General features: G+C 69.0%; 18 protein-coding genes. 7 read left to right on the top strand and 11 right to left on the bottom strand.

Features of this window, described 5'->3' with window-relative positions; translation table 11 throughout:
- Positions 1-39: 39 nt before the first annotated feature.
- The gene (locus JUB10_RS05600) at positions 40-1809 is read left to right on the top strand and encodes an acetyl/propionyl/methylcrotonyl-CoA carboxylase subunit alpha (protein ID WP_207454683.1); all 1770 of its coding nucleotides are present in this window, start codon (positions 40-42) and stop codon (positions 1807-1809) included.
- 53 nt (positions 1810-1862) lie between these two features.
- Here the strand turns inward: JUB10_RS05600 and JUB10_RS05595 are convergent, their stop codons facing one another.
- The 3 genes from JUB10_RS05595 to JUB10_RS05585 form a co-directional block, all read right to left on the bottom strand.
- Positions 1863-2834: a type IV toxin-antitoxin system AbiEi family antitoxin domain-containing protein gene (locus JUB10_RS05595; protein WP_207454682.1), complete on the bottom strand. Its 972-nt coding sequence runs from the start codon at positions 2832-2834 to the stop codon at positions 1863-1865.
- Between the two features lie 199 nt (positions 2835-3033).
- The gene (locus JUB10_RS05590) at positions 3034-4470 is read right to left on the bottom strand and encodes an NAD(P)H-quinone dehydrogenase (RefSeq protein ID WP_207454681.1); all 1437 of its coding nucleotides are present in this window, start codon (positions 4468-4470) and stop codon (positions 3034-3036) included.
- Between the two features lie 224 nt (positions 4471-4694).
- Complete coding sequence (locus JUB10_RS05585; protein WP_207454680.1) at positions 4695-5087, bottom strand: hypothetical protein; 393 nt, start codon at positions 5085-5087, stop codon at positions 4695-4697.
- 108 nt (positions 5088-5195) lie between these two features.
- Here JUB10_RS05585 and JUB10_RS05580 point away from each other — a divergent pair, with 108 nt between their 5' ends.
- From JUB10_RS05580 to JUB10_RS05570, 3 genes are all read left to right on the top strand, one after another.
- Positions 5196-6023 (top strand): purine-nucleoside phosphorylase, encoded by an 828-nt coding sequence (locus tag JUB10_RS05580; RefSeq protein WP_207454679.1) that lies wholly within the window; start codon positions 5196-5198, stop codon positions 6021-6023.
- Complete coding sequence (locus JUB10_RS05575; protein WP_207454678.1) at positions 6020-7681, top strand: phospho-sugar mutase; 1662 nt, start codon at positions 6020-6022, stop codon at positions 7679-7681. The genes JUB10_RS05580 and JUB10_RS05575 overlap by 4 nt, the downstream gene beginning before the upstream one ends.
- A gap of 306 nt (positions 7682-7987) precedes the next feature.
- Positions 7988-9307, top strand: a complete 1320-nt coding sequence (locus tag JUB10_RS05570; RefSeq protein WP_207454677.1) for a dicarboxylate/amino acid:cation symporter — start codon at positions 7988-7990, stop codon at positions 9305-9307.
- 391 nt (positions 9308-9698) lie between these two features.
- Here the strand turns inward: JUB10_RS05570 and JUB10_RS05565 are convergent, their stop codons facing one another.
- Genes JUB10_RS05565 through JUB10_RS05545 form a run of 5 tightly spaced genes read right to left on the bottom strand, consistent with a single transcriptional unit; the run spans position 9699 to position 13428 of the window.
- A complete protein-coding gene (locus tag JUB10_RS05565; protein WP_207454676.1) occupies positions 9699-9971 on the bottom strand; it encodes a PTS sugar transporter subunit IIB in 273 nt (90 codons plus the stop codon).
- Entirely contained in the window at positions 9968-10414 is a 447-nt protein-coding gene (locus tag JUB10_RS05560; RefSeq protein ID WP_207454675.1) for a PTS sugar transporter subunit IIA, read from the bottom strand. Before JUB10_RS05560 ends, JUB10_RS05565 begins: the two co-directional genes overlap by 4 nt.
- Entirely contained in the window at positions 10414-11529 is a 1116-nt protein-coding gene (locus JUB10_RS05555) for an adenosine deaminase (RefSeq protein WP_207454674.1), read from the bottom strand. The genes JUB10_RS05560 and JUB10_RS05555 overlap by 1 nt, the downstream gene beginning before the upstream one ends.
- A gap of 10 nt (positions 11530-11539) precedes the next feature.
- Positions 11540-12268 carry an IclR family transcriptional regulator gene (locus JUB10_RS05550; protein WP_207454673.1) on the bottom strand — a complete coding sequence of 243 codons (729 nt, stop codon included), beginning with the start codon at positions 12266-12268 and terminating at the stop codon, positions 11540-11542.
- Positions 12265-13428, bottom strand: a complete 1164-nt coding sequence (locus JUB10_RS05545) for an adenosylhomocysteinase (RefSeq protein WP_207454672.1) — start codon at positions 13426-13428, stop codon at positions 12265-12267. The genes JUB10_RS05550 and JUB10_RS05545 overlap by 4 nt, the downstream gene beginning before the upstream one ends.
- A 59-nt stretch (positions 13429-13487) precedes the next feature.
- Between JUB10_RS05545 and uriH the strand changes: the two genes are divergently transcribed.
- Together uriH and JUB10_RS05535 are read left to right on the top strand one after the other, a co-directional pair.
- Positions 13488-14420 (top strand): uridine-preferring nucleoside hydrolase UriH, encoded by a 933-nt coding sequence (uriH, locus tag JUB10_RS05540; protein WP_207454671.1) that lies wholly within the window; start codon positions 13488-13490, stop codon positions 14418-14420.
- 695 nt (positions 14421-15115) lie between these two features.
- Positions 15116-15613 carry a bifunctional nuclease family protein gene (locus JUB10_RS05535; RefSeq protein WP_207454670.1) on the top strand — a complete coding sequence of 166 codons (498 nt, stop codon included), beginning with the start codon at positions 15116-15118 and terminating at the stop codon, positions 15611-15613.
- Positions 15614-15625: 12 nt separating this feature from the next.
- Here the strand turns inward: JUB10_RS05535 and JUB10_RS05530 are convergent, their stop codons facing one another.
- Positions 15626-16459, bottom strand: a complete 834-nt coding sequence (locus tag JUB10_RS05530) for an aldo/keto reductase (protein ID WP_207454669.1) — start codon at positions 16457-16459, stop codon at positions 15626-15628.
- Between the two features lie 495 nt (positions 16460-16954).
- Entirely contained in the window at positions 16955-18127 is a 1173-nt protein-coding gene (locus JUB10_RS05525) for a TRAFAC clade GTPase domain-containing protein (RefSeq protein WP_207454668.1), read from the bottom strand.
- Between the two features lie 220 nt (positions 18128-18347).
- Here JUB10_RS05525 and JUB10_RS15015 point away from each other — a divergent pair, with 220 nt between their 5' ends.
- Entirely contained in the window at positions 18348-19916 is a 1569-nt protein-coding gene (locus tag JUB10_RS15015) for an SIR2 family NAD-dependent protein deacylase (RefSeq protein WP_207454667.1), read from the top strand.
- On the opposite strand, the gene JUB10_RS05515 is transcribed toward JUB10_RS15015, so the two are convergent.
- On the bottom strand, positions 19888-21330 hold the full coding sequence (locus JUB10_RS05515; RefSeq protein ID WP_207454666.1) for an ADP-ribosylglycohydrolase family protein: 1443 nt from the start codon (positions 21328-21330) through the stop codon (positions 19888-19890). The genes JUB10_RS15015 and JUB10_RS05515 overlap by 29 nt on opposite strands.
- Positions 21331-21345 lie beyond the last annotated feature (15 nt).

The following is a 21345-nucleotide window of genomic DNA, read 5'->3' as shown; positions in this document are numbered from 1 at the left end:
CCAAACAGGGGTCATTCGAGCGTCAATAGGGTGAAACCTATGCCGCGAATCACGAAGGTCCTCATCGCGAACCGGGGCGAGATCGCCGTCCGCATCATCCGGGCGGCGCAGGACAGCGGCATCGCGTCGGTCGCCGTCTACGCGGACCAGGACCGCGACGCCCAGCACGTCAAGCTCGCCGACGAGGCGTACGCCCTGGACGGTGCGACGAGCGCCGAGACCTACCTCGTGATCGACAAGCTGCTGTCGGTCGCCCGCCGTTCCGGCGCCGACGCCGTGCACCCGGGCTACGGCTTCCTCGCCGAGAACGCCGACTTCGCCCGCGCCGTGATCGAGGCGGGGCTCACGTGGATCGGCCCCTCGCCCGACGCGATCGAGCGCCTCGGCGACAAAGTCTCCGCCCGGCACGTCGCAGAGAAGGTCGGCGCCCCGCTCGCCCCCGGAACGCTCAACCCCGTGGCATCCGCCGACGAGGTGCTCGAGTTCGTCGAGCAGCACGGGCTGCCGGTCGCGATCAAGGCGGCGTACGGGGGCGGTGGCCGCGGACTCAAGGTCGCCCGCGAGCGCGAGGAGGTCGCCGAGCTCTTCGAGAGCGCGACCCGCGAGGCGATCGCCGCCTTCGGCCGCGGCGAGTGCTTCGTGGAGAAGTACCTCGACGAGCCGCGACACGTCGAGACGCAGTGCCTCGCCGACGCCCAGGGCAACGTAGTAGTGGTCTCGACCCGCGACTGCTCGCTGCAGCGCCGCCACCAGAAGCTCGTCGAGGAGGCGCCCGCGCCGTTCATCACAGACGAGCAGCGCGAGCTGCTGTACTCGGCCTCGAAGGCGATCCTGCGCGAGGTCGGCTACCTCGGCGCCGGCACCTGCGAGTTCCTTATCGGCAAGGACGGCACCGTCTCCTTCCTCGAGGTCAACACCCGCCTGCAGGTCGAGCACCCCGTCTCCGAGGAGGTCACCGGCCTCGACCTCGTGCGCGAGCAGTTCCGCATCGCCGAGGGCGGCACGCTCGACTACGACGACCCCGAGGTGCGCGGCCACAGCTTCGAGTTCCGCATCAACGGCGAGGACCCGGGCCTCAACTTCATGCCGACCCCCGGCCCCGTTCACGTCTTCAAGGCGCCGGGCGGCCCCGGCGTCCGCGTCGACTCCGGCGTCGCCGCCGGCGACGTGATCTCGGGCGCGTTCGACTCGTTGCTCGCGAAGCTCATCGTCACCGGCGCGACCCGCGAGGAGGCGCTCGAGCGCTCCCGCCGCGCGCTCGACGAGTTCGAGGTCGCGGGCCTGCCCACCGTGCTGCCCTTCCACCGCTCGATCGTGCGCGACCCCGCGTTCGCCCCGGCCGACGGGCAGCCGTTCTCCGTCTACACCCGCTGGATCGAGACCGAGTACGACAACCAGATCGAGCCGTGGAGCGGCTCGCTCGGTTCGCCCGACGGCCTCGTCGCCGAGGCGGCGCGCAGCAACGTCGTGGTCGAGGTCGGGGGCAAGCGCATCGAGGTGTCGCTGCCCGGGCGGATGCTCGGCGGCCAGTCATCCGCTCGCCCCACTCCCCCGCGTCGCCGCGGCGGCAGCAGCTCCGTCGTCACCGCGACCGGCGACAGCGTCAAGAGCCCGATGCAGGCCACGATCGTCAAGCTCGCCGTCGGCGAGGGCGACCGCGTCGTCAAGGGCGACCTCGTCGTCGTGCTCGAGGCCATGAAGATGGAGCAGCCCCTGATGGCGCACCGCGACGGCGTCGTCGCCCGCGTCAACGGTGCGGTCGGCGCGACCGTGTCGGCGGGGCACGTGCTGCTCGACATCGTCGACTGACCGGGAGCGTCCGCCGCGCGCCCGCCGCTCGAGGTCAGACGGAACCGACGAGATCACTCCTCCCTGGAGCTCGGTCTCGTCGTTCTCGTGTGACCTCGCGCCAGTGGCAGCCCGGCGCGTAGCAGGTGCGCGCGGAGGAGGCGCGGTGACAGCGCCGTGGCCCAGTCCCAACGCGTGACGCACGGCCCGAGCGCACGCAGCCGGTCTTCGCGGCGTTTCTCGCGGTACACCGCCTCGCCCGGGCTGAAGTTCCCGAGGTACTCCGGCTTCAAGTACTTGCCCTTGCCGTCGAACTCACCGATCAGCTCGAACTCCGGCCAGTAGAAGTCGGCAAACATGCGTCCTTCGGCATCGACGAAGCGCGCCTGTAGTTGTGGGGCCGGGAATCCGGCGAGGTGGATGCTCGCGCGGCTCACCGATTCACCGACGCTCTCGGCCGCGCTGTCGGCGAGCTCGAGCACGGTCCGGGCCATCGCTCTCCCGCGACTCGACGAGCTCGAGATTTCCTCGTCGAGCTCCTCGCGTGTCGCGGCCGGCCGATGGAAGGCGGGCCGCAGCGCCTGATCGGCGATGGCCAGCGCGACCGGCAGCGCCTGAGTGCGCGCGATGTCGACCACCGTCCGAGCCAGACTCGTGACACGCAGACCGTCGCGCGTCTGATGGGCGAACGGATCACGCACGAGGGTGCGCGTCACCGCCGTAGTCGACCCGCTGTGCGCATGTCCGCTCAAGGTGATGTGCGGCTTCAGGGGCCACGCGCCGACCGTCGACAGCCCCCAGATACGTGCAGCGGACAGGTGCGAGAAGACGACATGACGAGGATGTGCCACCGCGATCGCTCGAAGTCGCCAGAGGAAGCGCTCGTCGTCATCCGCTGCCCGCCACAGCTCGGACGGCAGATAGACGCCGTGGGCTATCCGGGTGAGCTCGGTGTCGTCGACGCCGACCCGGCGCCACGGGTTCGACTCGTCGGCGGCGAGCAGCAGAGCCTGAGCCCACGGCTCGACGAGCAGGGAGAGCGGCATGCAGTGACGATGCCCCACGCACCGCGGCACCGCCCTAACCCCGGCCGCCTCGGTGCATGCGAGGCACACGGCCGGGGATGGGAAGGAGTGGCCGAGGTCACATCAACCCGACGAGGTCACCACCCGATAGGGCGTCAACTCGTCGGTTCGGTGTGATCTCGCCCGGGAGCACGCCGAGGGCGGATGCCCCGAGGCAGCCTCAGCTGACGATGTGCATCGCCCGCGCCGCATCCGTGATCGCGCCGGAGAGCGACGGGTAGACGCTGAAGGCGCGGCCGACCTGGTCGACCGTGAGGCGGTGCTCGACTGCGAGCGCGATCGGCAGGATCAGCTCGGAGGCGTGCGGGGCCACGATGACTCCGCCGATCACGGTGCCGGAGCCCGTGCGGGCGAACAGCTTCACGAAGCCGTCCTTAATGCCCTGCATCTTGGCGCGGGGGTTCTGCGACAGCGGGAGCTTGTAGATCTCGCCCTGCGCGATGCCCTCCTCGATCTGCTTCTGCGACCAGCCGACCGTGGCAATCTCGGGCTGGGTGAAGATGTTGCTCGTCACGTTGCGCAGCTCGGTCGGGGTGACCGCGTCGCCCATGGCGTGGTAGACCGCGGTGCGCCCCTGCATCGAGGCGACGGATGCCAGGGGCAGGAAGTCGCTGCAGTCACCCGCCGCGTAGATCGACGGCACCGAGGTGCGCGCGACGCGGTTGACGCGGATGTGGCCGGAGTCGGTGAGCTGCACGCCCGCCTCCTCGAGGCCGATGCCCGCCGTGTTCGGGATCGCGCCGACCGCCATGAGGCAGTGGCTGCCCTCGACGGTGCGTCCGTCGGAGAGGGTCGCGACGACGCCGTTCTCGGTGCGGACCACGCTCTGCGCGCGCGACTTGTTGAGCACGTTCATGCCGCGGCGCTTGAACACGCCCTCGATCACGGCGGCGGCGTCGGCGTCCTCGCCGGGCAGCACCTGGTCGCGGCTGGAGATCAGGGTCACCTTCGAGCCGAGCGCGTTGTACGCGGAGGCGAACTCGGCGCCCGTGACGCCGGACCCCACGACGATGAGGTGCTCGGGCACGTGGTCGAGGTCGTAGAGCTGCTTCCAGTTGAGGATGCGCTCGCCGTCGGGCTTCGCCGAGTCGAGCTCGCGCGGGCGCGAGCCGACCGAGACGACGATCGTGTCGGCCTCGATCTCCTCGAAGTCGGTGCGGCGCGCACCGGAGCCGGCGGCCACGACGATCTTCGACGTGCCCTCGAGCCGGCCCTCGCCCTGCACGATGCGCACGCCGTTGCGTACAAGGTGCGAGCGCATGTCCTCGGACTGCTGGCGCGCGAGGCGCAGCAGCCGCTGGTTCACGGCGGTGAGGTTGACGGCGACGTCGGGGCGCACGGGGCGTCCGGCGTCGTTTCGCGAGAAGAACTGCACGCCGAGGTCGGCGGCTTCGCCGATCGAGTTCGACGCCTCCGCGGTCGCGATCAGCGTCTTCGACGGAACGACGTCGGTGATGACGGCGCTCCCGCCGACGCCCGCGCGCTCGACGACCGTGACCTCCGCGCCGAGCTGAGCTCCCGCGAGGGCGGCCTCGTATCCGCCGGGCCCTCCGCCGAGGATCGCGATGCGATGCTTGCGCTCGAACTCATAGGCCATGCGACACATTCTCGCGTAATAGCGCAGATGCCGCCGACGCTGGCTGGGGTGTTCGCCTGGGGCGCTCGGCGGCCTACAGCAGGGCGCGCCTCCGCGTCATCCGCGCGTCGACCGCGCCGCGATGGAGCGGAGGAACATCAGGCGCTCGGCGCCCGAGTCATCCGCATCAGAGGGAAGGAACCCGAGGCATCCGCCGCCCGAATCGACGGATGCCCCGGGGTGTCTCAGTAGCGATCGCCCAGTGCGCCGCCCTGGCCCTTGAAGGGCCGGTTCGAGTCCCAGTTGGTGAGGAAGTACTCGGCCACGAGCGCGGCGCCGGAGCCAATCCAGTAGGCGCGCGCCGCCGGCTCCCGGTGCAGGCCGAGCAGCAGCGGCGCGAGGATCGCGACCGGGGCGCTAACGGCGTCGATCTTGCCGTGCGTCGCGAACGGGATGACCTTCTTGATCGCGTACTTGTGCTCGGTCAGCGAGTTGACCGCGCCCTGCACCAGCCCGAAGCCGCCGTAGAGCAGGCACGCCTTCGCCGACATGCCCAGCAGCTTCGGCACCGCGAGGTTCGTGGCCGCGAAGCCGTAGTCGAGCAGAGCGTGCACATCACGTGAGATCGGTTTCGCCATACCTCGATGCGAACACCATGTTGCTGGGAGGGACCAGGGGTTGCGCCTGACAGTCGGCAGCAGCAGAGGGCCGGATGACTCGTCGCGGGTGCGTCCTAGAGTGGGCACGTGACCACGCAGCATCCGCTCGACGACCCCAACGCCGACCCCTTCGAGATCGCGCAGACCGCCGCCGCACAGCTCGCCGAGAAGACCGGCGTGGAACGGCACGACATCGCCCTGACCCTCGGCAGCGGCTGGGGCAAGGCCGCGGACCTCATCGGTGAGACGACCGCCACGATCCCCGCCGAGGAGATCCTCGGCTTCAGCAAGCCCGCGCTCTCGGGGCACACCGGGTCGCTGCGCAGCATCCTGCTACCGAGCGGCAAGCGCGCGCTCGTGATCGGCGCCCGCACGCACTATTACGAGGGCCACGGCGTGCGCCGGGTCGTGCACTCGGTGCGCGCCGCGGCGGCCGCCGGGGCGACGACGATGATCCTCACCAACGGTGCAGGCGGCATCAAGTCGCACTGGAAGCCCGGCACCCCCGTGCTGATCACCGACCACATCAACCTCACCGCCGACAGCCCGCTCGAGGGCGCGACCTTCATCGACCTCACCGACCTTTACTCGCAGCGCCTCCGCGCGCTCGCCAAGGAGGTCTCCCCCGACCTCGACGAGGGCGTCTACGTGCAGTTCCGCGGACCCCACTACGAGACCCCGGCCGAGGTGCAGATGGCCAAGGCGATCGGCGGCCACATCGTCGGCATGTCGACCTCGCTCGAGGCGATCGCTGCCCGCCAGTCGGGCATGGAGATCCTCGGCATGTCCCTCATCACCAACCTCGCCGCGGGCATCACCGGCGAGGCGCTCAGCCACGCCGAGGTCATCGAGGCGGGCCGCCAGGCCGAGACCGTGATCGGACCCCTGCTCGCCAGCATCGTGGAGAAGCTGTGAACCCCGCCGACGTTCTCGAGACCGCCCGCGGCTGGCTCGCGCAGGACCCCGATCCCGCGACCCGCGCCGAGCTCGAGGAGCTCGTCACGAAGGCCACGGACGGCGAGGCCGCGGCATCCGCGGAGCTGCAGACCCGCTTCGCCGGGCGCCTCGAGTTCGGCACCGCCGGCCTGCGCGGCGAGCTCGGCGCCGGGTCGATGCGGATGAACCGGGTGCTCGTCAGCCAGGCGGCCGCCGGCCTCGCCGCGTACCTGCTCGCCCGCGAGGAGCAGCCGAGCATCGTCATCGGCTACGACGGACGCCACAACTCGGACGTCTTCGCCCGCGACACCGCGGAGCTGATGGCGGGCGCCGGCGTGCGCGCGATCCTGATGCCCCGGATGCTGCCGACGCCCGTGCTCGCGTTCGCCGTGCGTCACCTCGACGTGAGCGCCGGCGTCATGGTGACCGCCTCGCACAACCCGGCCCGCGACAACGGCTACAAGGTGTACCTCGGCCGCGACTCGGAGGGCTCGCAGATCGTCGCGCCCGCCGACAAGGAGATCGCCGCCGAGATCGAGCGCGTCGCCGCGGGGTCGATCGCCGACCTGCCGCGCAGCACCGACTTCGAGCTCGCCGACGAGTCCGTCGTGACCGAGTACATCGCGCAGACCGCCGCGATCGGCAACGCTCCCGCGCCGCTGAAGTTCGTCTACACCGCGATGCACGGCGTCGGGTGGGAGACGGCGTCCGCCGTCTTCCGGGCCGCGGGCTTCGACGACATCGTCGCCGTCGAGGAGCAGCTCACCCCCGACCCCGAGTTCCCGACCGTCGCGTTTCCCAACCCTGAGGAGCCCGGCGCGCTCGATCTCTCGTTCGAGGTCGCGACCGAGGCGGGCGCCGACCTCATCATCGCCAACGACCCGGACGCCGACCGCCTCGCCGTCGCGATCCCCTCCGAGAACGGCTGGCGCCGCCTGACCGGCAACGAGGTCGGCGCGTGGCTCGGCTGGCGCGTCGCCGAGCGGATGTCGCAGGGCGCCGAGGACGGCACGCTCGCGGCATCCATCGTGTCGAGCCCGGCCCTCTCCCGCATCGCGCGCGGCTACGACCTCGGCTACGCCGACACTCTCACGGGCTTCAAGTGGGTGTCGCGGGTGCCCGGCCTGGCCTACGGGTACGAGGAGGCGCTCGGCTACCTCGTCGACCCGGTGAAGATCCGCGATAAGGACGGCATCTCGGCCGCGGTCGCGTTCCTGTCGCTGGCATCCGAACTGAAGGCAGCCGGCGTCTCGTTCGAGGAGCACGAGCGGACATTCGCCGAGAAGTTCGGGGCGTTCGCGTCGGGGCAGATCTCGGTGCGGGTGAAGGACCTCAAGGAGATCCCCGCGATCACGTCGCGCCTGCGCACCGAGCCGCCGACCGAGATCGGCGGGGTGGCCGTCGTGCAGGTCGACGACTTCGCGGTCGGAGTCGGCGAGTTCCCGAAGGGTGACATCCTCCGGTACACGCTCGAGGGCGGCTCGCGCGTGATCGTCCGCCCGAGCGGCACGGAGCCGAAGCTCAAGGTGTACCTCGACGCCGCCAGCGAGGAGGGCTCCGCCGAGGAGCGCATCGCCGCGGCGCAGCGCACCCTCGAGACGCTCGACCGGGGCGTGCGGGCGCTGCTCGCGGTCTAAAGCCCTATCGATAGCGGAGGCGTTTCCGCGGCATCCGGTCGCCATGCGACCTCGGGTGCGTGGAACGCCTCCGTTATCAATGCGGGTTTCCAGTGCACTGGCGGCACACGCCCGCGCGTGCCTAACGGAGGAGAAATAGCCCATTCAGGTCGGTTACCGACCGAGGGGCCCGATTTCTCCTCCGTCAGGTACGCAACGGAGCCGGATCCAACGCATCTTCACGCAGCGGAAACACGGCCGCACCGAGTGGGAAACACCGGTGGGAGTGAATGGACTCACCCCGTCCCGCCCACATCGGAGACCGTCGTGAAACTCGCATCCCTGAAGAACCCCGCGATCCTGATCGGCCTCGCGGCCATCGCCGGCATCGTCTTCGGCGTCCTAGTCGGCGATTGGGCCGCCAATCTGAAGGTCGTCGGCGACGTCTTCATCCGGCTGATCCAGATGGCGATCGTCCCGCTCGTGATGGCGTCCGTGATCGTCGCGACCGGGTCGATGGGCGGAGCCGGCACGGGCAAGCTCGCGTTCCGCACCTTCAAGTGGATGATCGGCTTCTCGATCGTCGCAGCCGCCCTGGCGGTGCTGCTCAGCCTGCTGTTCCAGCCCGGCGCGGGCGCCACGTTCGCCGGTGAGATCGATCCCGCCCTGCAGGAGTCCGCGGCCGCGGCTGCGACCTGGCAGGACACGGTCCTCGGCTTCTTCTCGACCAACATCATCGGCTCGATGTCGACCGCGACGATGGTGCCGATCATCATCTTCTCGCTGCTGTTCGGCGTCGCCCTCAACAAGTACGTCGCCTCGACCGGCAACCCGCAGCTGCTCAAGGGACTCCAGCAGCTGCAGCAGGTGCTGCTCATCCTGATCCGGATGGTCATGGTCGTCGCCCCGATCGGGGTGTTCGCCCTGCTCGCGGCCCTCGCCGGCGACGTCGGGTTCGCGGTCGTGACGACCGCGCTGTCCTACCTCGGCACCACGCTGCTCGGGGTCGTCATCCTCACCGTGCTGTTCGTGGCGATCGTCGCCGCGCGCACCCGGCTCAACCCCTTCAAGCTCCCGCGCAAGCTCGGCGAGCAGACCGCCATCGCCGTCACGACCACGAGCTCCGCCGTGACCTACCCCACGGTGCTCAAGAACACCGTCGAGAAGGTCGGCGTCAGCCCCCGCGTGGCCAACTTCGCACTGTCGGTCGGACTCACCATGGGGTCGTACGGCGCGGTGCTCAACTACACGATCGTCGTGTTCTTCCTCGCCCAGGCCGGAGGCGTGACCCTCAGCCCGCTGCAGATCGTGTTCGGCATGGGGCTCGCGATCCTGCTCAACATGGGCACGATCACGGTGCCCGGCGGGTTCCCCGTCGTCGCCCTCTTCCTCGCCGCGACGCTCGGGCTGCCGATCGAGGCGGTCGGGCTGCTCATCGCCGTCGACTGGTTCACGGGCATCTTCCGCACCTTCCTCAACGTCAACGGCGACACCCTCGTCGCGATGCTGGTCGCGAATGCCGACGACGAGATCGACCGCGACGTCTACAACGACGAGCGCGTCGTCGCCGAGCAGTCCGTGCCAGCTCCGGATGCCGCCGAGCGCGACACCGTGCCCGCCGTCGACGCCTCCGCGGCGAGGAGCTGACGCGGCCCGCCTCCGACGCGGAAGAGCCCGCCGCCCACGCCGGACACCGGCCGGGGCGGCGGGCTTTCTCATGTGGCCGCCCTACCGCTAGGAGCCGCGCCGTCGCGACTCGACGCCGCGCGGCCGGCGCGTACCTAACGGAGGAGAAATCGCACGTTCAGGTCGGTTTCCGACCGGGAAGCCCGTTTTCTCCTCCGTTAGGCGCAGCACAACCGCGGCGGCCCGACGAGCAGCCGGATGCCACGAAGCGGCGCTTGGCAGACCCAGGAAACAGCCGGATGCCACGGAGCGGCGCCCGGCAGACCCAGGAAGCAGCCGGATGCCACGGAGCGGCGCCTGGTAGACCAGGAAAAGCCCGGATGCCACCGAGCAGCACCCCAACGGCCGCGCCCTACCCGAGCGCAGCGTCCAACTTCTCCTCGAGCTCCTCGAGGTCGAAGTAGTTGTTGATCACGATGACGTCGGCGTTGGTCTTGCCTATGGCCTCGACGAACTCGGGGCTCGTGAGGATGATCTGCGCGTTGGCGCCCTGGACGGCGATCGAGCGGAGATCGGTGGCGGTGACATCCGCCTCGAGTCCGAGCCGGTCGAGCACGCGTTCCGCGTTGACCTTGAGGATGCCGGAGGAGCCGACGCCCGCTCCGCAGATGGCGACGATCTTCACGCCACACCTTCCATGATGCTGTGGACCTCGTCGACGGTCTGAGCGGCGGCGAGCCGGTCGACGGCGGTCTTGTCGTTGAACACGTTGGCCAGTTCGGCGATCATCCCGAGGTGGGTGTCGCGGGTCTTGACCGCGAGTCCGAGCACGACCCGCACCGGGTCGTTGTACGGATGCCCGAACGTGACCGGTTCCGCGAGGGTGACGACGGCGAGGCCGTCGGCCTTCACGGCGGGCCCGGGGCGGGCGTGGGCGAGCGCGAGACCCGGGGCGATGACGACGTAGGGGCCGTGCTCCTCGATCATCCGGATCATCTCGTCGGAGTAGGCGGGGGTGGCGATGTCGGCGCGCGACAGGGCGAGCCCGGCGGTGCGGACGGCGTCCTGCCAGTCGCGCACGCGCATGCCCAGCAGCACCGCGTCGTCGCGGAGTAGTCGGTGTGGCATCAGGCCTCGCTGAACCCCCGCGTGATCAGTTCGGCGAGCTCCTCGCGGTCTTCGACGGACAGGAACGCGGACTCGGCCGCGTTCAGCTGGAACACCTCGAAGTCGCTGAGGTCGTAGTCGAACGCGTCGGCGAGCAGGGCGAGCTCCTGCGTGAGCGACGTGGCCGACATGAGCCGGTTGTCGGTGTTGACCGTCACCCGGAAGCCGAGCTGGTACAGCAGGTCGAAGGGGTGGTCCTCGATGTCCTCGCCCCAGGGCGAGATCGCCCCGGTCTGCAGGTTCGACGAGGGGCTCGTCTCGAGGGCGATGCCGCGGTCGCGCACCCACTGGGCGAGCGGACCGAGGGTGACGTAGGTGTTCTCCGCGTCGGTGCCCTCGATCGTGATGTCTTCGGCGATGCGCACGCCGTGGCCGAGGCGCAGCGCCCGGCCGTCGACGAGGGCACCCCGGATGCTGTCGAGCCCGGCGGCCTCGCCCGCGTGCACGGTCGTGGGCACGAGGTTCTCGGCGAGGTAGCGGAACGCGTCGGCGAAGCGGCTCGGCGGGAAGCCGTCCTCGGGGCCGGCGATGTCGAAGCCGACGACGCCGCGGCCGTGGTGGCGCACGGCGAGCTCGGCGAGCTCGCGGCCGTGGTCGTTGTGGCGGAGGGCGCTGATGAGCTGCCCGGTGCGCACGATGTGGCCGCGGTGGCGGGCATCGTCGGCGCCGAGCTCGAGGCCCTCCTGCACGGCCTCGACGGCCTGGTCGAGCGTCAGCCCGCGGCCGAGGTGCTGCTCGGGCGCCCAGCGCACCTCGCCGTAGATCACGCCGTCGGCGGCGAGGTCGTTGACGAAGTCGCGGGCGACCCGGATGAGTCCCTCGCGGGTCTGCATCACGGCGACGGTGACGTCGAAGGTCTTGAGGTACTCCACGAGCGAGCCGGAGTCGGAGCGTTCCGCGAACCAGTCGCCCAGCTCGTCGGCATCCGTCGCGGGGAGTTCGAGGTCGATCGCGTCGGCCAGCTCGATGATGGTCTCGGGCCGCAGCCCGCCGTCGAGGTGGTCGTGCAGGGAGATCTTGGGCAGCGCCGCGATGTCGGCGTCGTCGTCGATCGGCTCGGCGGGGTCGGCACTCATGGACACAAACCTACCGGCGACCGGCGTCCCCCGGACTGCCGAGATGCTGCGAGATGGCGTCGGCCGCATGAAGAGCCGCCTGCAGGGCGGCCCGCTCGGTGGCGGGGGCGAACGACGCCGCGAGGTAGGGCACGTGCAGGGCGGCGACCCACGCGTCATCCGCGCCCCGCACGGGCACGACGATGTCGGTGATGCCGGGCTGTCCGGGGTCGGGCGCGACGAGATGCCCGCGGATCCGGATGCCGCGGTGCTCGGCGCGCTCGCCGAGGCGCTGCCGCACGTCGTCCGGTGCCCCCGCGAGCAGCACGCGGCCGGGCGCGCCCTCGTCGATGCCGAACTCCGCGCCGACCCGCACCCGGTAGCCGAAGGGCGCGGGCGACTCGACCGAGGCGACGATGCGCACGTGGTCGGCGTCGATCACGCCCAGGTTGCACGACTGGCGCAGGTCGCCGGCGAGCTGCCGCATGGGGGCGAGCGCGGCCTGCACGAGTCCGCGGAGGGGCGGATGCCGGTGGGCGAGCTCGAACATGCGCAGCGAGAGCGCGTACTGGCCGCCCGCGTCGCGGACGACGTAGCCGCGGCGCTCGAGCGTGGTGAGCACGCGGAAGATCTGGCTGACGCTGCGGCCGACCGCCGAGGCGATCTCGCTCTGGCTGAGCGTGCCGGACGCCGAGGCGAGCAGCTCGAGGATGTCGAGCCCCTTGTCGAGGGCGGGCACGGCGTATTGCGGCTCGCTCATCGGTGCGCCCCCATCGCGCGGAGCATGCGGCGGGCGATCTCGCGCTCGAGGTCGTCGGGCACGGGCTGCGCACCGGGGGCGAGCTCGGCGGCGCGCGTGGCGACGCGCTCGAGCGAGAGGGTCTGCAGCAGGAAGCCGAGGTCCATCGACTCGAGGGAGTTGCCCTTGGGCTCGCGCCCGGCGAGGTTGAGCATCCGTCCGCCGGTGAGCAGCACGACGTGGCGGCCGTTCGGCAGGTCGACGCGCTCGATGCCGTCGGTGACCTCGGTGGTCTCGCCCGCGGCGTAGAGGGCGGCGGTGTCGATCTCCCACGGGAAGTGACCGGCGTTCGCGAGCACGGCGCCGTCCGTCATCCGTTCGATGACCGGCAGAGAGATGACGTTCGGGGCGCCGGTCGCGGTGATGAAGGTGTCGCCCCACCCGGCGAGGTTCTCGAGAGTGTCGACGCGGTAGCCGTCGAGGGCGGCCTCGAACGCCTTGAGCTCGTCGATCTCGGCGACGGCGACCTTGCCGCCGAGGGCGCGGAGGTACTGGGCGATGCCGCGCCCGCACCAGCCGTAGCCGGCGACGACGAAGCGGCGGCCGGGCACCATCAGGTTGGTGACGCGCATGAAGCTCTCGACGACGCTCTGACCGACGGCGTGCCGGTTCTCGCCGATCGCCTTCAGCAGCGAGTCGTTGATGACGATGATCGGGAAGGCGGGCGTGGGCAGGTCGCGGCGCAGGCGGTCTCCGCCAGAGGTGGTCTCCTCGGTGCCGCCGATCACGGGCAGCCCGCGCTCGATCGCGCCGGCGGCGAGGTCGGCGCCGTTGTCGAGCAGGATGTCGGGCTCGGCGTCGAGCACGCGGGCGACGTTGCCGGCGTGCTGGTCGAGGTCGTCGTCGCGGCGCCCGAAGAGGGTCATGCCCTGCTCGCGCAGACACGCGACGACGTCGTCCTGGGTCGAGCCGTGGTTGCCCGTCGCGACGACCTCGGCACCGCCGGCCTGCAGCGCCTCGAGCAGCACCGCCGTCTTCGGTTCGAGGTGCAGCGACATACCGATGCGCCGGCCCGCGAAGGGGCGGCGCTCGGCGAACTCGTTCCGGATGTCTCTCAGCAGCGGCATCCGGGAGCGGATCCAGGTGACGCGGGCGGCACCGCGCTCGGCGAGGTCGGTCATCCGGCGAGTGTTTCATATCCGCAACTGCTTTTCACAGGGGCAGCGATAGGCTCGACGGCGTGACGAAGATCATCCTCGACTGCGACCCCGGCCACGACGACGCGATCGCGCTGTTCCTGGCGGCGGGCAATCCCGACATCGAGCTCGTCGCGGTGACGACGGTCGCGGGCAACCAGATCCTCGAGAAGGTCACCCGCAACGCGCTCGCCGTCGGCACGGTCGCCGGCATCTCGGGCGTGCCCTTCGCCGCCGGGGCGGACCGGCCCCTGGTGCGGCAGATCGAGATCGCCCCGTCGATCCACGGGGAGTCGGGGCTCGACGGGCCCACCCTGCCCGAGCCCACGATCGAGCTCGACCCGCGGCACGCGGTCGACGTCATCATCGAGACGGTCATGGCGCACGAGCCGGGCGAGATCACCCTCGTGCCGACGGGCGTGCTCACGAATATCGCGCTCGCGGTGCGCAAGGAGCCGCGGATCGTCGAGCGCGTCAAGGAGGTCGTGCTCATGGGCGGCGCGGTCTCCGGCGGCAACTGGTCGGCGACGGCCGAGTTCAACGTGGTGGTCGACCCGGAGGCGGCATCCGTCGTCTTCAACGCCGGCTGGCAGGTGACGATGGTCGGGCTGGATGTCACACACAAGGCCCTCGCGACGCCGGCCGTGCTCTCGGCGCTCGCTGGCCTCGACACCCGCACCGCGCGCTTCACCGAGCAGATGCTCGCCTTCTACGGCTCGACGTACCTCGAGTCGCAGGGCTTCGCCTCTCCCCCGGTGCACGACCCGGTGGCGCTCGCCTACGTGATCGACCCGACCCTGCTCGAGGTGCGGCGAGCGCCGCTCGACGTCGAGCTCACCGGAACGCTGACCCTCGGCATGACGGTCGCCGACCTCCGCCGTCCGGCCCCGGCCGATTGCCCGACCGCGGTCGCGCTCGACCTCGACGTCGACCGGTTCTGGGCGCTGGTGCTCGACGCGGTGTCGCGGCTGCCGTAACCCCCACCCTCGGCGGCCCTCCCCCACCCGGCGGTCGAGCAGCCCGCGCAGCGGGCGTATCGAGACCCTCGCACTTATGCGGTTACTAACACCCGCGATCCATCCACAGAGATAGCGCGGGTTCGATTCCCGTCACTCGCCCCGGCGGACGGTAGGGACATGTCCCTCCTCCTACCCGAAACCCGCCGCCCCGCCCCGGACGTCGACACCCTCGCCGACCTCTGCCGCCTCACCCTCCCCCGCTACCCGGGCGCCGTCATCTCCCACGAGACCGCCGCTCTCCTCTGGCGACTCCCCCTCCCGCAGGCGGCGCCGACTCTCCTGCACGTGACCGCACCTGCCCGTCTCAAACACCCGGGCCTCGGCGTGGCCACGCACCAGGCGAAGCTCCGCAACGACGACCAGAGCTGGGTGCGCGGCGTCCCGGTCACCTCCCCCATCCGCACCCTGCTCGACCTCGCCGCGACCCTCGACGAGCTCGCCCTCGAACAGACAGTCGACTCCGCGCTCAACCGACGGCAGCCCCTGACCTCGCGCGACGAACTCCGGGCCCGAGCCGCACTGCTACCCCGGACCGCCCCACCGCGGGGCGCTCTACTGCGCCTGACCACCGCCCCGCAACCTGAGGATGCCTCCCGCCTGCAGGCTTACGATGAGCCTCAGCCCCAACTCCGGGTGGTCGGGAGGGTGACGGAATGGTTCAGGTCCGTGTCGTCGGCGTCGCGTTCGATCCGAGGTCGCAGCCTCTCATCCTGCTGAAGCCCGTCGACGAGCCGCTTGGCGAGGGCAAGATGCTGCCGATCTGGATCGGTCCGCAGGAGGCCACCTCAATCGTGATCGCGGTCGAGGGCGCCGAGGCCCCGCGCCCGCTCGCGCACGATCTCATGAAGAGCCTGCTCGAGACGCTCGGCGGCGAGGTCGAGCGCGTCGAGGTGACCCGCCTCGAGGAGGGCACCTTCTACGCGGAGGTCACCGTCGACACCCGCACGGGCCGCCGCGTGCTCGACGCCCGCCCCTCGGATGCCATCGCCCTCGCCTCCCGCACTGGCGCTTCGATCTGGGTCGCCGACGACGTCCTCGACGAGGCCGGCATTCCGGATGAATCGCAGTCAGCGCCCGCGGACGACGACGAGAGCGTAGAGGAGTTCAAGCGCTTCCTCGAAGAGGTCGACCCAGAGGACTTCCAGGGCTGATGACTCGCTCGGCTAGTTGACCTCGTTCGGGTCGCCGCCGACGCGTCGGTTCTCGTCGAGCGCGTCGATCGCTGCCATCTCGTCGGCCGTCAACTCGAACCCGAACAGGTCGAGGTTCGCCGCCATGCGCTCGCGACTGCTCGACTTCGGAATGATCACGTTGCCGGTCTGCAGGTGCCAGAGCAGCACGACCTGCGCGGGCGACACATCATGCGCCGCCGCGGCAGTCTGGATCGCGTCCATGCCGAACAGGTCGTACTTGCCCTGCCCGAGCGGACCCCACGCCTCGGTGACGATTCCGTGCTCGGCATGGAAGGCGCGCAGCTCACGCTGCTGAAAGATCGGGTGCAGCTCGACCTGATTGACGGCCGGGGTGACGCCGGTCTCGTCGATCAGTCGCTGAAGGTGCGGCACGAGGAAGTTGCTGACGCCGATCGCCTTCGCGCGTCCGCCCTCGAAGAAGCCGCCGAATGCGCGCCAGGCGGGCACGAAGACGTCGTTCGCCGGCATCGGCCAGTGGATCAGGTAGAGGTCGATGTGCCCTATGTCGAGCGCATCGAGGCTGCGATCGAACGCGCGCTCGACATCCTGCGCCTTGTGGTGGTCGTTGCGGAGCTTCGTGGTGACGAAGAGCTTCTCGCGGGCGATGCCGGAGGCGCGGATTGCGGCGCCCACCTCGGCCTCGTTCTCGTAGCCGGTGGCGGTGTCGATGTGGCGGTAGCCGACCTCGAGCGCATCCTCGACGACACGCTGTGTGTCTTCGGGTGCGACCTTGAAGACGCCGAACCCGACCTGCGGGATGGCGGTGCCGGAGTTGAGGGGAAGGGCGGGAACTGCGCTGGTCATTCTTTGAATGTAGTCAGGTCGCGCCCTCTACTCTCTGCGCTTGCCGCGGCGGCTCTGCTGACGAGAAGACGCTCGACTGTGTTGCAATGCCTCGACTTTGTCCCGCTCAGAAGGGCGGCCGACGTCATCACCGAGCCTCGAGCGTCCACTACGCCTCGGTCCCACGCCGAGGCGGCGCCGGGATGTTCCAGATCGCTTCGTACTCGGCGGCGCACCCAGGCCAGATCAACCTCAACCCAGATTCGACGGAATCGACGGCCGAACTCAACGGGCTCAGGACAACAAAGTCGTGCTGTATCAACCTCCCAGCGGAGTCCTGCCGACCTAGGGGATCGGGAAGTCGCAGTGCCGTCACTTGGTTGACTTGCCGAAAGAATACGTGTTCACCTCGCGCGTCTCCAAAGGCCTTCTCGTACTCTTCGAGAGGATCGAGAAATCCCCCGTTCCGTAGGAAGCGGAACCCCCAGCTCCTGCCACGTGTCGCCCAGATGAAAGTCACCTGGAGCCCCGAAGGAGGATCCGCTCGCTTTCGCCCTGAATCAGGCTCAACTGAAACCCAGTGAGCACCGCGCGAAGTGTCTCTTTCTTCGCCAGCGCGTCTTCGTTCGCTCTCTTCAATTTCTCCGCGCCCATTTCGGCAGCATCCTCGAGAGCGGAGCCGAAGTGGGTGAGAATGAGACCGAGAGAAGTGAGCAACTTGTTGTCGCCTTGACTCAGCTTCACTGCGAGAGCGCCGATCCCTCCGGCCGCGGCGGCCATCGCACCAGCACCACGGATCAGGTGCTCGAACACCTTGCCCCCACCCTGCATCGCCCTAGCCCATCGAACGTGTCGCTCGAAGGGAAGCATCGCGGCGATGGGCAGAACCAGATTCAGCCCTACCCGCTCGGTCACTTCAATCTTCCCGCCATCAAATTTGGCGGAGGACAGCAGCACAAAATCCTCCCCGACAGAAAGCGCCTCGCTGCTCTCTACGAATTCCGACAAAACCTCCTGAAGACGGTCAATCTCATTGCTCGCTTTCTCGACGAGTATGTCTCGGAATCGGAAGACGTCCACATCGGGCAGGAGATCGCATTTCGATAACGCGAAGACCCAGATCCTTGGAAATTGAACCAGCCGGCGTCCGCCGGTCAGGACTTCGTCTTTGACCAGCCGCAGGCCGTTGCTGATCGAGGTAAGCAGTGCCTTGAGATAACGCTCTTCTTCTCCCGTGTTATCAAGTAACCGCTGGCCATCGATGAGCAGGAGCGCGACATCGGAGCGCAACAGGTTCCTGAAAGTTTCCACTCGCCGGATGGCTTCAGCCCCGTCCAGGTCCTGCTCGAACCACTCGCCGGGGTAGTCATGCCAAACGAGCCGCAACGCGTCGAACGCTCGGCGTCGTTCACGCTGCTTGCCTTCGTTCTTCAGATTCATGGAGAAGGCGTAGGAGTCGGAGGCAAACCTCGTAGCGATTGGCAACCGCGCAGAGCCTCGCATCCCAAGGTAGTTCTGATGCAGGAAGCGCCCTTGAGCCTGACTGTCAGCAACGACGTCGAACAGAGCATCCCTCTTGTATGCCTGTTCCTGCGTCGCTCCGTAGAAGGACGACACCATCACGGTCTTGCCACTGCCACTCTCACCGAACACCGCGATGTGCTGTTCAAGTTTCCTGCTCTTGCGCATGTTGGCAATTTAGGCGATCGGGCGGGCCGGACCGCAGCTCGACGCGTGCTTCTTGCACGCCTGAACTGGCAGTGCCCGCTATTGCCTCGGGCTGTACAGCCGTCTCGTCGCTCGTCTGAGTCATTGCGCTGGCAGGGGTTGGCTCGATGTGCCCCGGGAACGCGAGAAGAGCCGCGAGCAGCCGACCTGATCTCGCCACTCATCAGTAGGAGAATCAAGTGTGTCCTCGCACCTTTTCGTTGCACATGCCGACATCACTCATCTCGCCTGCGATGCCTGGCTTCTACCGACCGACCGGCGGATGAATGTCACCGATCCATGGCATGCGAGCCTGCCCGACCTTCGTGCGTGGATCGCGGCCAGCGATACGAGCAAGTTGCGCGTGGGCGAATCGCTCACCGCGGAGGTTCGACGCGGAAGCTCGTCACCGATTCCCGTACTCACCGCCGTACCCCTCGCCGGCTTCAACGATCCCAACGATCTCCGCCCTGCGATCAGAGCCTTCGTTCAAGCAGGCGCGGCTATCGCGGAACGACGGCGCGAGTCTGGCGAAGGAACCTCCGGCAGGCGCCCCAATCCCCTACTCGCAATGCCCTTTTTCGGCAGCAAGGAAGGGGGTGGACGACTTCGACTCGGTCAACTTCTCGGAGTGATCTTGGACGAGGCCGGGACAGCCGCTCGGAAGAACGGAGTGGATATCGCGCTCATCTTCAAGGACCAGCGAAGCTATGCGCTCGCTCAATACATCCGGCAGCGCTCGGACGACGCATGGAGCGGGGAGTTGGAACCACGCCTGCTAGCGGAAGCGCGCAACCTCGCCGCGATCGCTGCGGCAGGCAGGCTCGTGCCCTTCATGGGCGCGGGCGTCAGCGTCAGCGCCGGGGCGCCGACCTGGAAGGTATTGATCGAACAGCTGGCAGCTGCCCTCGACCTGGCGGGCAGTGAATTGAAGAGTCTGTTGAAAGAAGGGCGCAGTCCGCTGGATCAAGCGGCCTATCTGAGATCCGCGTTTTTGGCGCGCCCCATCTCGAGCGCATCGGACGGCGGTTTCAGCGCCGCGATCTCGGAGTCAGTCGGTGTCACTCAATACGGACTCGCGCCCGCCCTGCTCGCCTCTATCGCTAGCGAGCAGGCGATCACGCTCAACTACGACCGCCTCTTCGAGATCGCTTGCGAAGATGCTGGCGCCCCTCGACGCGTGATCCCAGGCGGTCATAGCTCCACTGAGCGCTGGCTGCTGAAGCTGCACGGCTCTGTTGATCAGCCCGATTCGATCGTGCTTACTCGGGAGGACTATCTCGGCTTCAACAACGAAAGGGCCGCGCTCAGTGCGCTCGTGAAAGCCACCTTGATGACGCGACACCTGCTATTCGTGGGCTTCGGTCTTTCGGACGACCATTTCCACGAGATTGTGCACGACGTCCGCCGCGCCATGGCTGGGCAACCGGATGCAGGCCCAGTAGGGACGGCGCTGACTCTTCACGATGACCCTCTGAACCGAGCCCTGTGGCAGAAGGACCTTCACTTCGTGGCCATGCCGGAAGATGAGTCCGTGATCGCGTGCGCGCGTTCCCTCGAGATATTTCTCGACGCTCTGCTCGCATTCGCCAGCCGTAGTCAGTCTTATCTACTGGCCAAAGGTTATGAAGACGGACTTGATGAGCCGGAGCTCGAGCTCCGCCGCACGCTGCTCGCACTGCACGCATCGTGGACGGAGGAGGTTCGATCGTCCGAGGCCGGCGGGAAGGTGCAGGAGCTGCTTACCGAGCTTGGGCTGCACGCGGGTTAGTCAGCAGTACCCTCTCCGCAGCACTCCTGAGGAACGGCTTCGGCATGGCAGTCGGAAGTACGGCCTCAACGTCGCGGAACGCGGACTCGAGCGGCACCCCAAGGTGCCGTGCCGAGTACAGCGCCGCCACCGACGGCGTGCGGCTCTGCGCCTGCACGCAATGCAGCAGCACCCGCTTCCCCTCAGCCCGGAACGCCGCGATCGCATCCGCCGCGTCGGCGAGCACGAGCTCGAGGTTCTCGTTGCTGTCGGGGCGGTCGATCAACCACATCTCGACATGATCAGCCGGATCGACGCGGATCTGACCGGTGCCGACCCGACAGAGCGAGACGACCGCGTCGACGTCCGCAACGTCGAGAGATCCGACCGCGCCGATCCACACACCGTCGTCGTGCGGATGCTGGACGAGCGCCGACACATCACCCCAGTCCGGATAGTCCATCCGCTCCGCGGTCGGCCAGCCGTGACTGTCAGGCTGGCCACCCCGCGCCGCAAGTGCGGCGAGCGCCACGAGATCGCGGGCGCGCAGCCGCGGCCACCCGTGCAGCACCCGGCGCCAGCGGGCGGGGACCGCGGACGCGCCCCAGCGTGCACCGGCGAGCGAGCCTGCGATCGCCGCGACCGTGTCGGTGTCGTGGCCGCCGCGGACGGCGCGCTCGACGCTGTCGACGAAGCCGCCGCCGTGTACAAGCCCCGACCAGGCGCCCTGCAGCGCCTCGACGACCCAGCCGTTGTGATGGAAGTCCCGAGGCTCTTTCGCCTCAGCCTCGTCGATGCGCTGGCCCCACACGGCTCGCCGGTCCTCCGGAAGCCACGTCAGCTGCGTCCGCAGGTCGTACTCCCCCTCGAGCACCGCGTGACGGATCGCCAGACACCAGAGCACGCACGCGTCGCCGGCATCCTGCTCGAAGTGCGTGAGGTCACTGACGCGCCGCGCAGCGGCGGCCAAGCCTTTCTCGTCATCGAGGTATGCGAGCGCCACCGGCGCCGTGCGCATCAACGAACCGTTGCCCGCTGATCGTCCTGCCGCTTCATGCACTGCCCGCGCCGCCGCGCGGGCCTGCTCCTCGGTCGGCTCATCGATTCGCCGGAAGGCGGCACGGGTTTGGGCGCCGACATCCTTCGCGTCACGCGCCCAGTCGAGCCACTCGGCGACAACGCGACCGAGTATCTCCGGGTCGTCGAACCGCTCGCCGCGAGCCGCGGCCTGCGCGAGCGGGATCGCCATGCTCGTGTCATCCGTCCACTCCCCCGGCTCGAAGCCGAAGGGTCCGCCGCCCTTCATGGTGACCGCGACATCGTCGTCGAGGGCGGGGCCGAACTCGTAGCCGGCGCCGAGCGCGTCTCCGGATGCCAGACCGAGCAGCACTCCGACCGCACGGTCCATCTGGGCCGAGCTCGATTTCTTCGCCATGATCACTCCCTTCGT

This window comes from Desertivibrio insolitus (assembly GCF_017355965.1).
Classification (GTDB): domain Bacteria; phylum Actinomycetota; class Actinomycetes; order Actinomycetales; family Microbacteriaceae; genus JAFIQW01.
This window is presented reverse-complemented; position numbering and strand designations above follow the sequence as displayed.

Excerpts from the sequence above, each read along its gene's own strand:
- JUB10_RS05595 (WP_207454682.1), bottom strand. The coding sequence starts at position 2,834 with ATGCCGCTCTCCCTGCTCGTCGAGCCGTGGGCTCAGGCTCTGCTGCTC.
- JUB10_RS05515 (WP_207454666.1), bottom strand. The coding sequence starts at position 21,330 with ATGGCGAAGAAATCGAGCTCGGCCCAGATGGACCGTGCGGTCGGAGTG.
- JUB10_RS05530 (WP_207454669.1), bottom strand. The coding sequence starts at position 16,459 with ATGACCAGCGCAGTTCCCGCCCTTCCCCTCAACTCCGGCACCGCCATC.
- JUB10_RS05525 (WP_207454668.1), bottom strand. The coding sequence starts at position 18,127 with ATGCGCAAGAGCAGGAAACTTGAACAGCACATCGCGGTGTTCGGTGAG.
- JUB10_RS05585 (WP_207454680.1), bottom strand. The coding sequence starts at position 5,087 with ATGGCGAAACCGATCTCACGTGATGTGCACGCTCTGCTCGACTACGGC.
- JUB10_RS05590 (WP_207454681.1), bottom strand. The coding sequence starts at position 4,470 with ATGGCCTATGAGTTCGAGCGCAAGCATCGCATCGCGATCCTCGGCGGA.
- JUB10_RS05600 (WP_207454683.1), top strand. The coding sequence starts at position 40 with ATGCCGCGAATCACGAAGGTCCTCATCGCGAACCGGGGCGAGATCGCC.
- JUB10_RS05560 (WP_207454675.1), bottom strand. The coding sequence starts at position 10,414 with ATGCCACACCGACTACTCCGCGACGACGCGGTGCTGCTGGGCATGCGC.
- JUB10_RS05535 (WP_207454670.1), top strand. The coding sequence starts at position 15,116 with ATGGTTCAGGTCCGTGTCGTCGGCGTCGCGTTCGATCCGAGGTCGCAG.
- JUB10_RS05555 (WP_207454674.1), bottom strand. The coding sequence starts at position 11,529 with ATGAGTGCCGACCCCGCCGAGCCGATCGACGACGACGCCGACATCGCG.
- JUB10_RS05550 (WP_207454673.1), bottom strand. The coding sequence starts at position 12,268 with ATGAGCGAGCCGCAATACGCCGTGCCCGCCCTCGACAAGGGGCTCGAC.
- JUB10_RS05545 (WP_207454672.1), bottom strand. The coding sequence starts at position 13,428 with ATGACCGACCTCGCCGAGCGCGGTGCCGCCCGCGTCACCTGGATCCGC.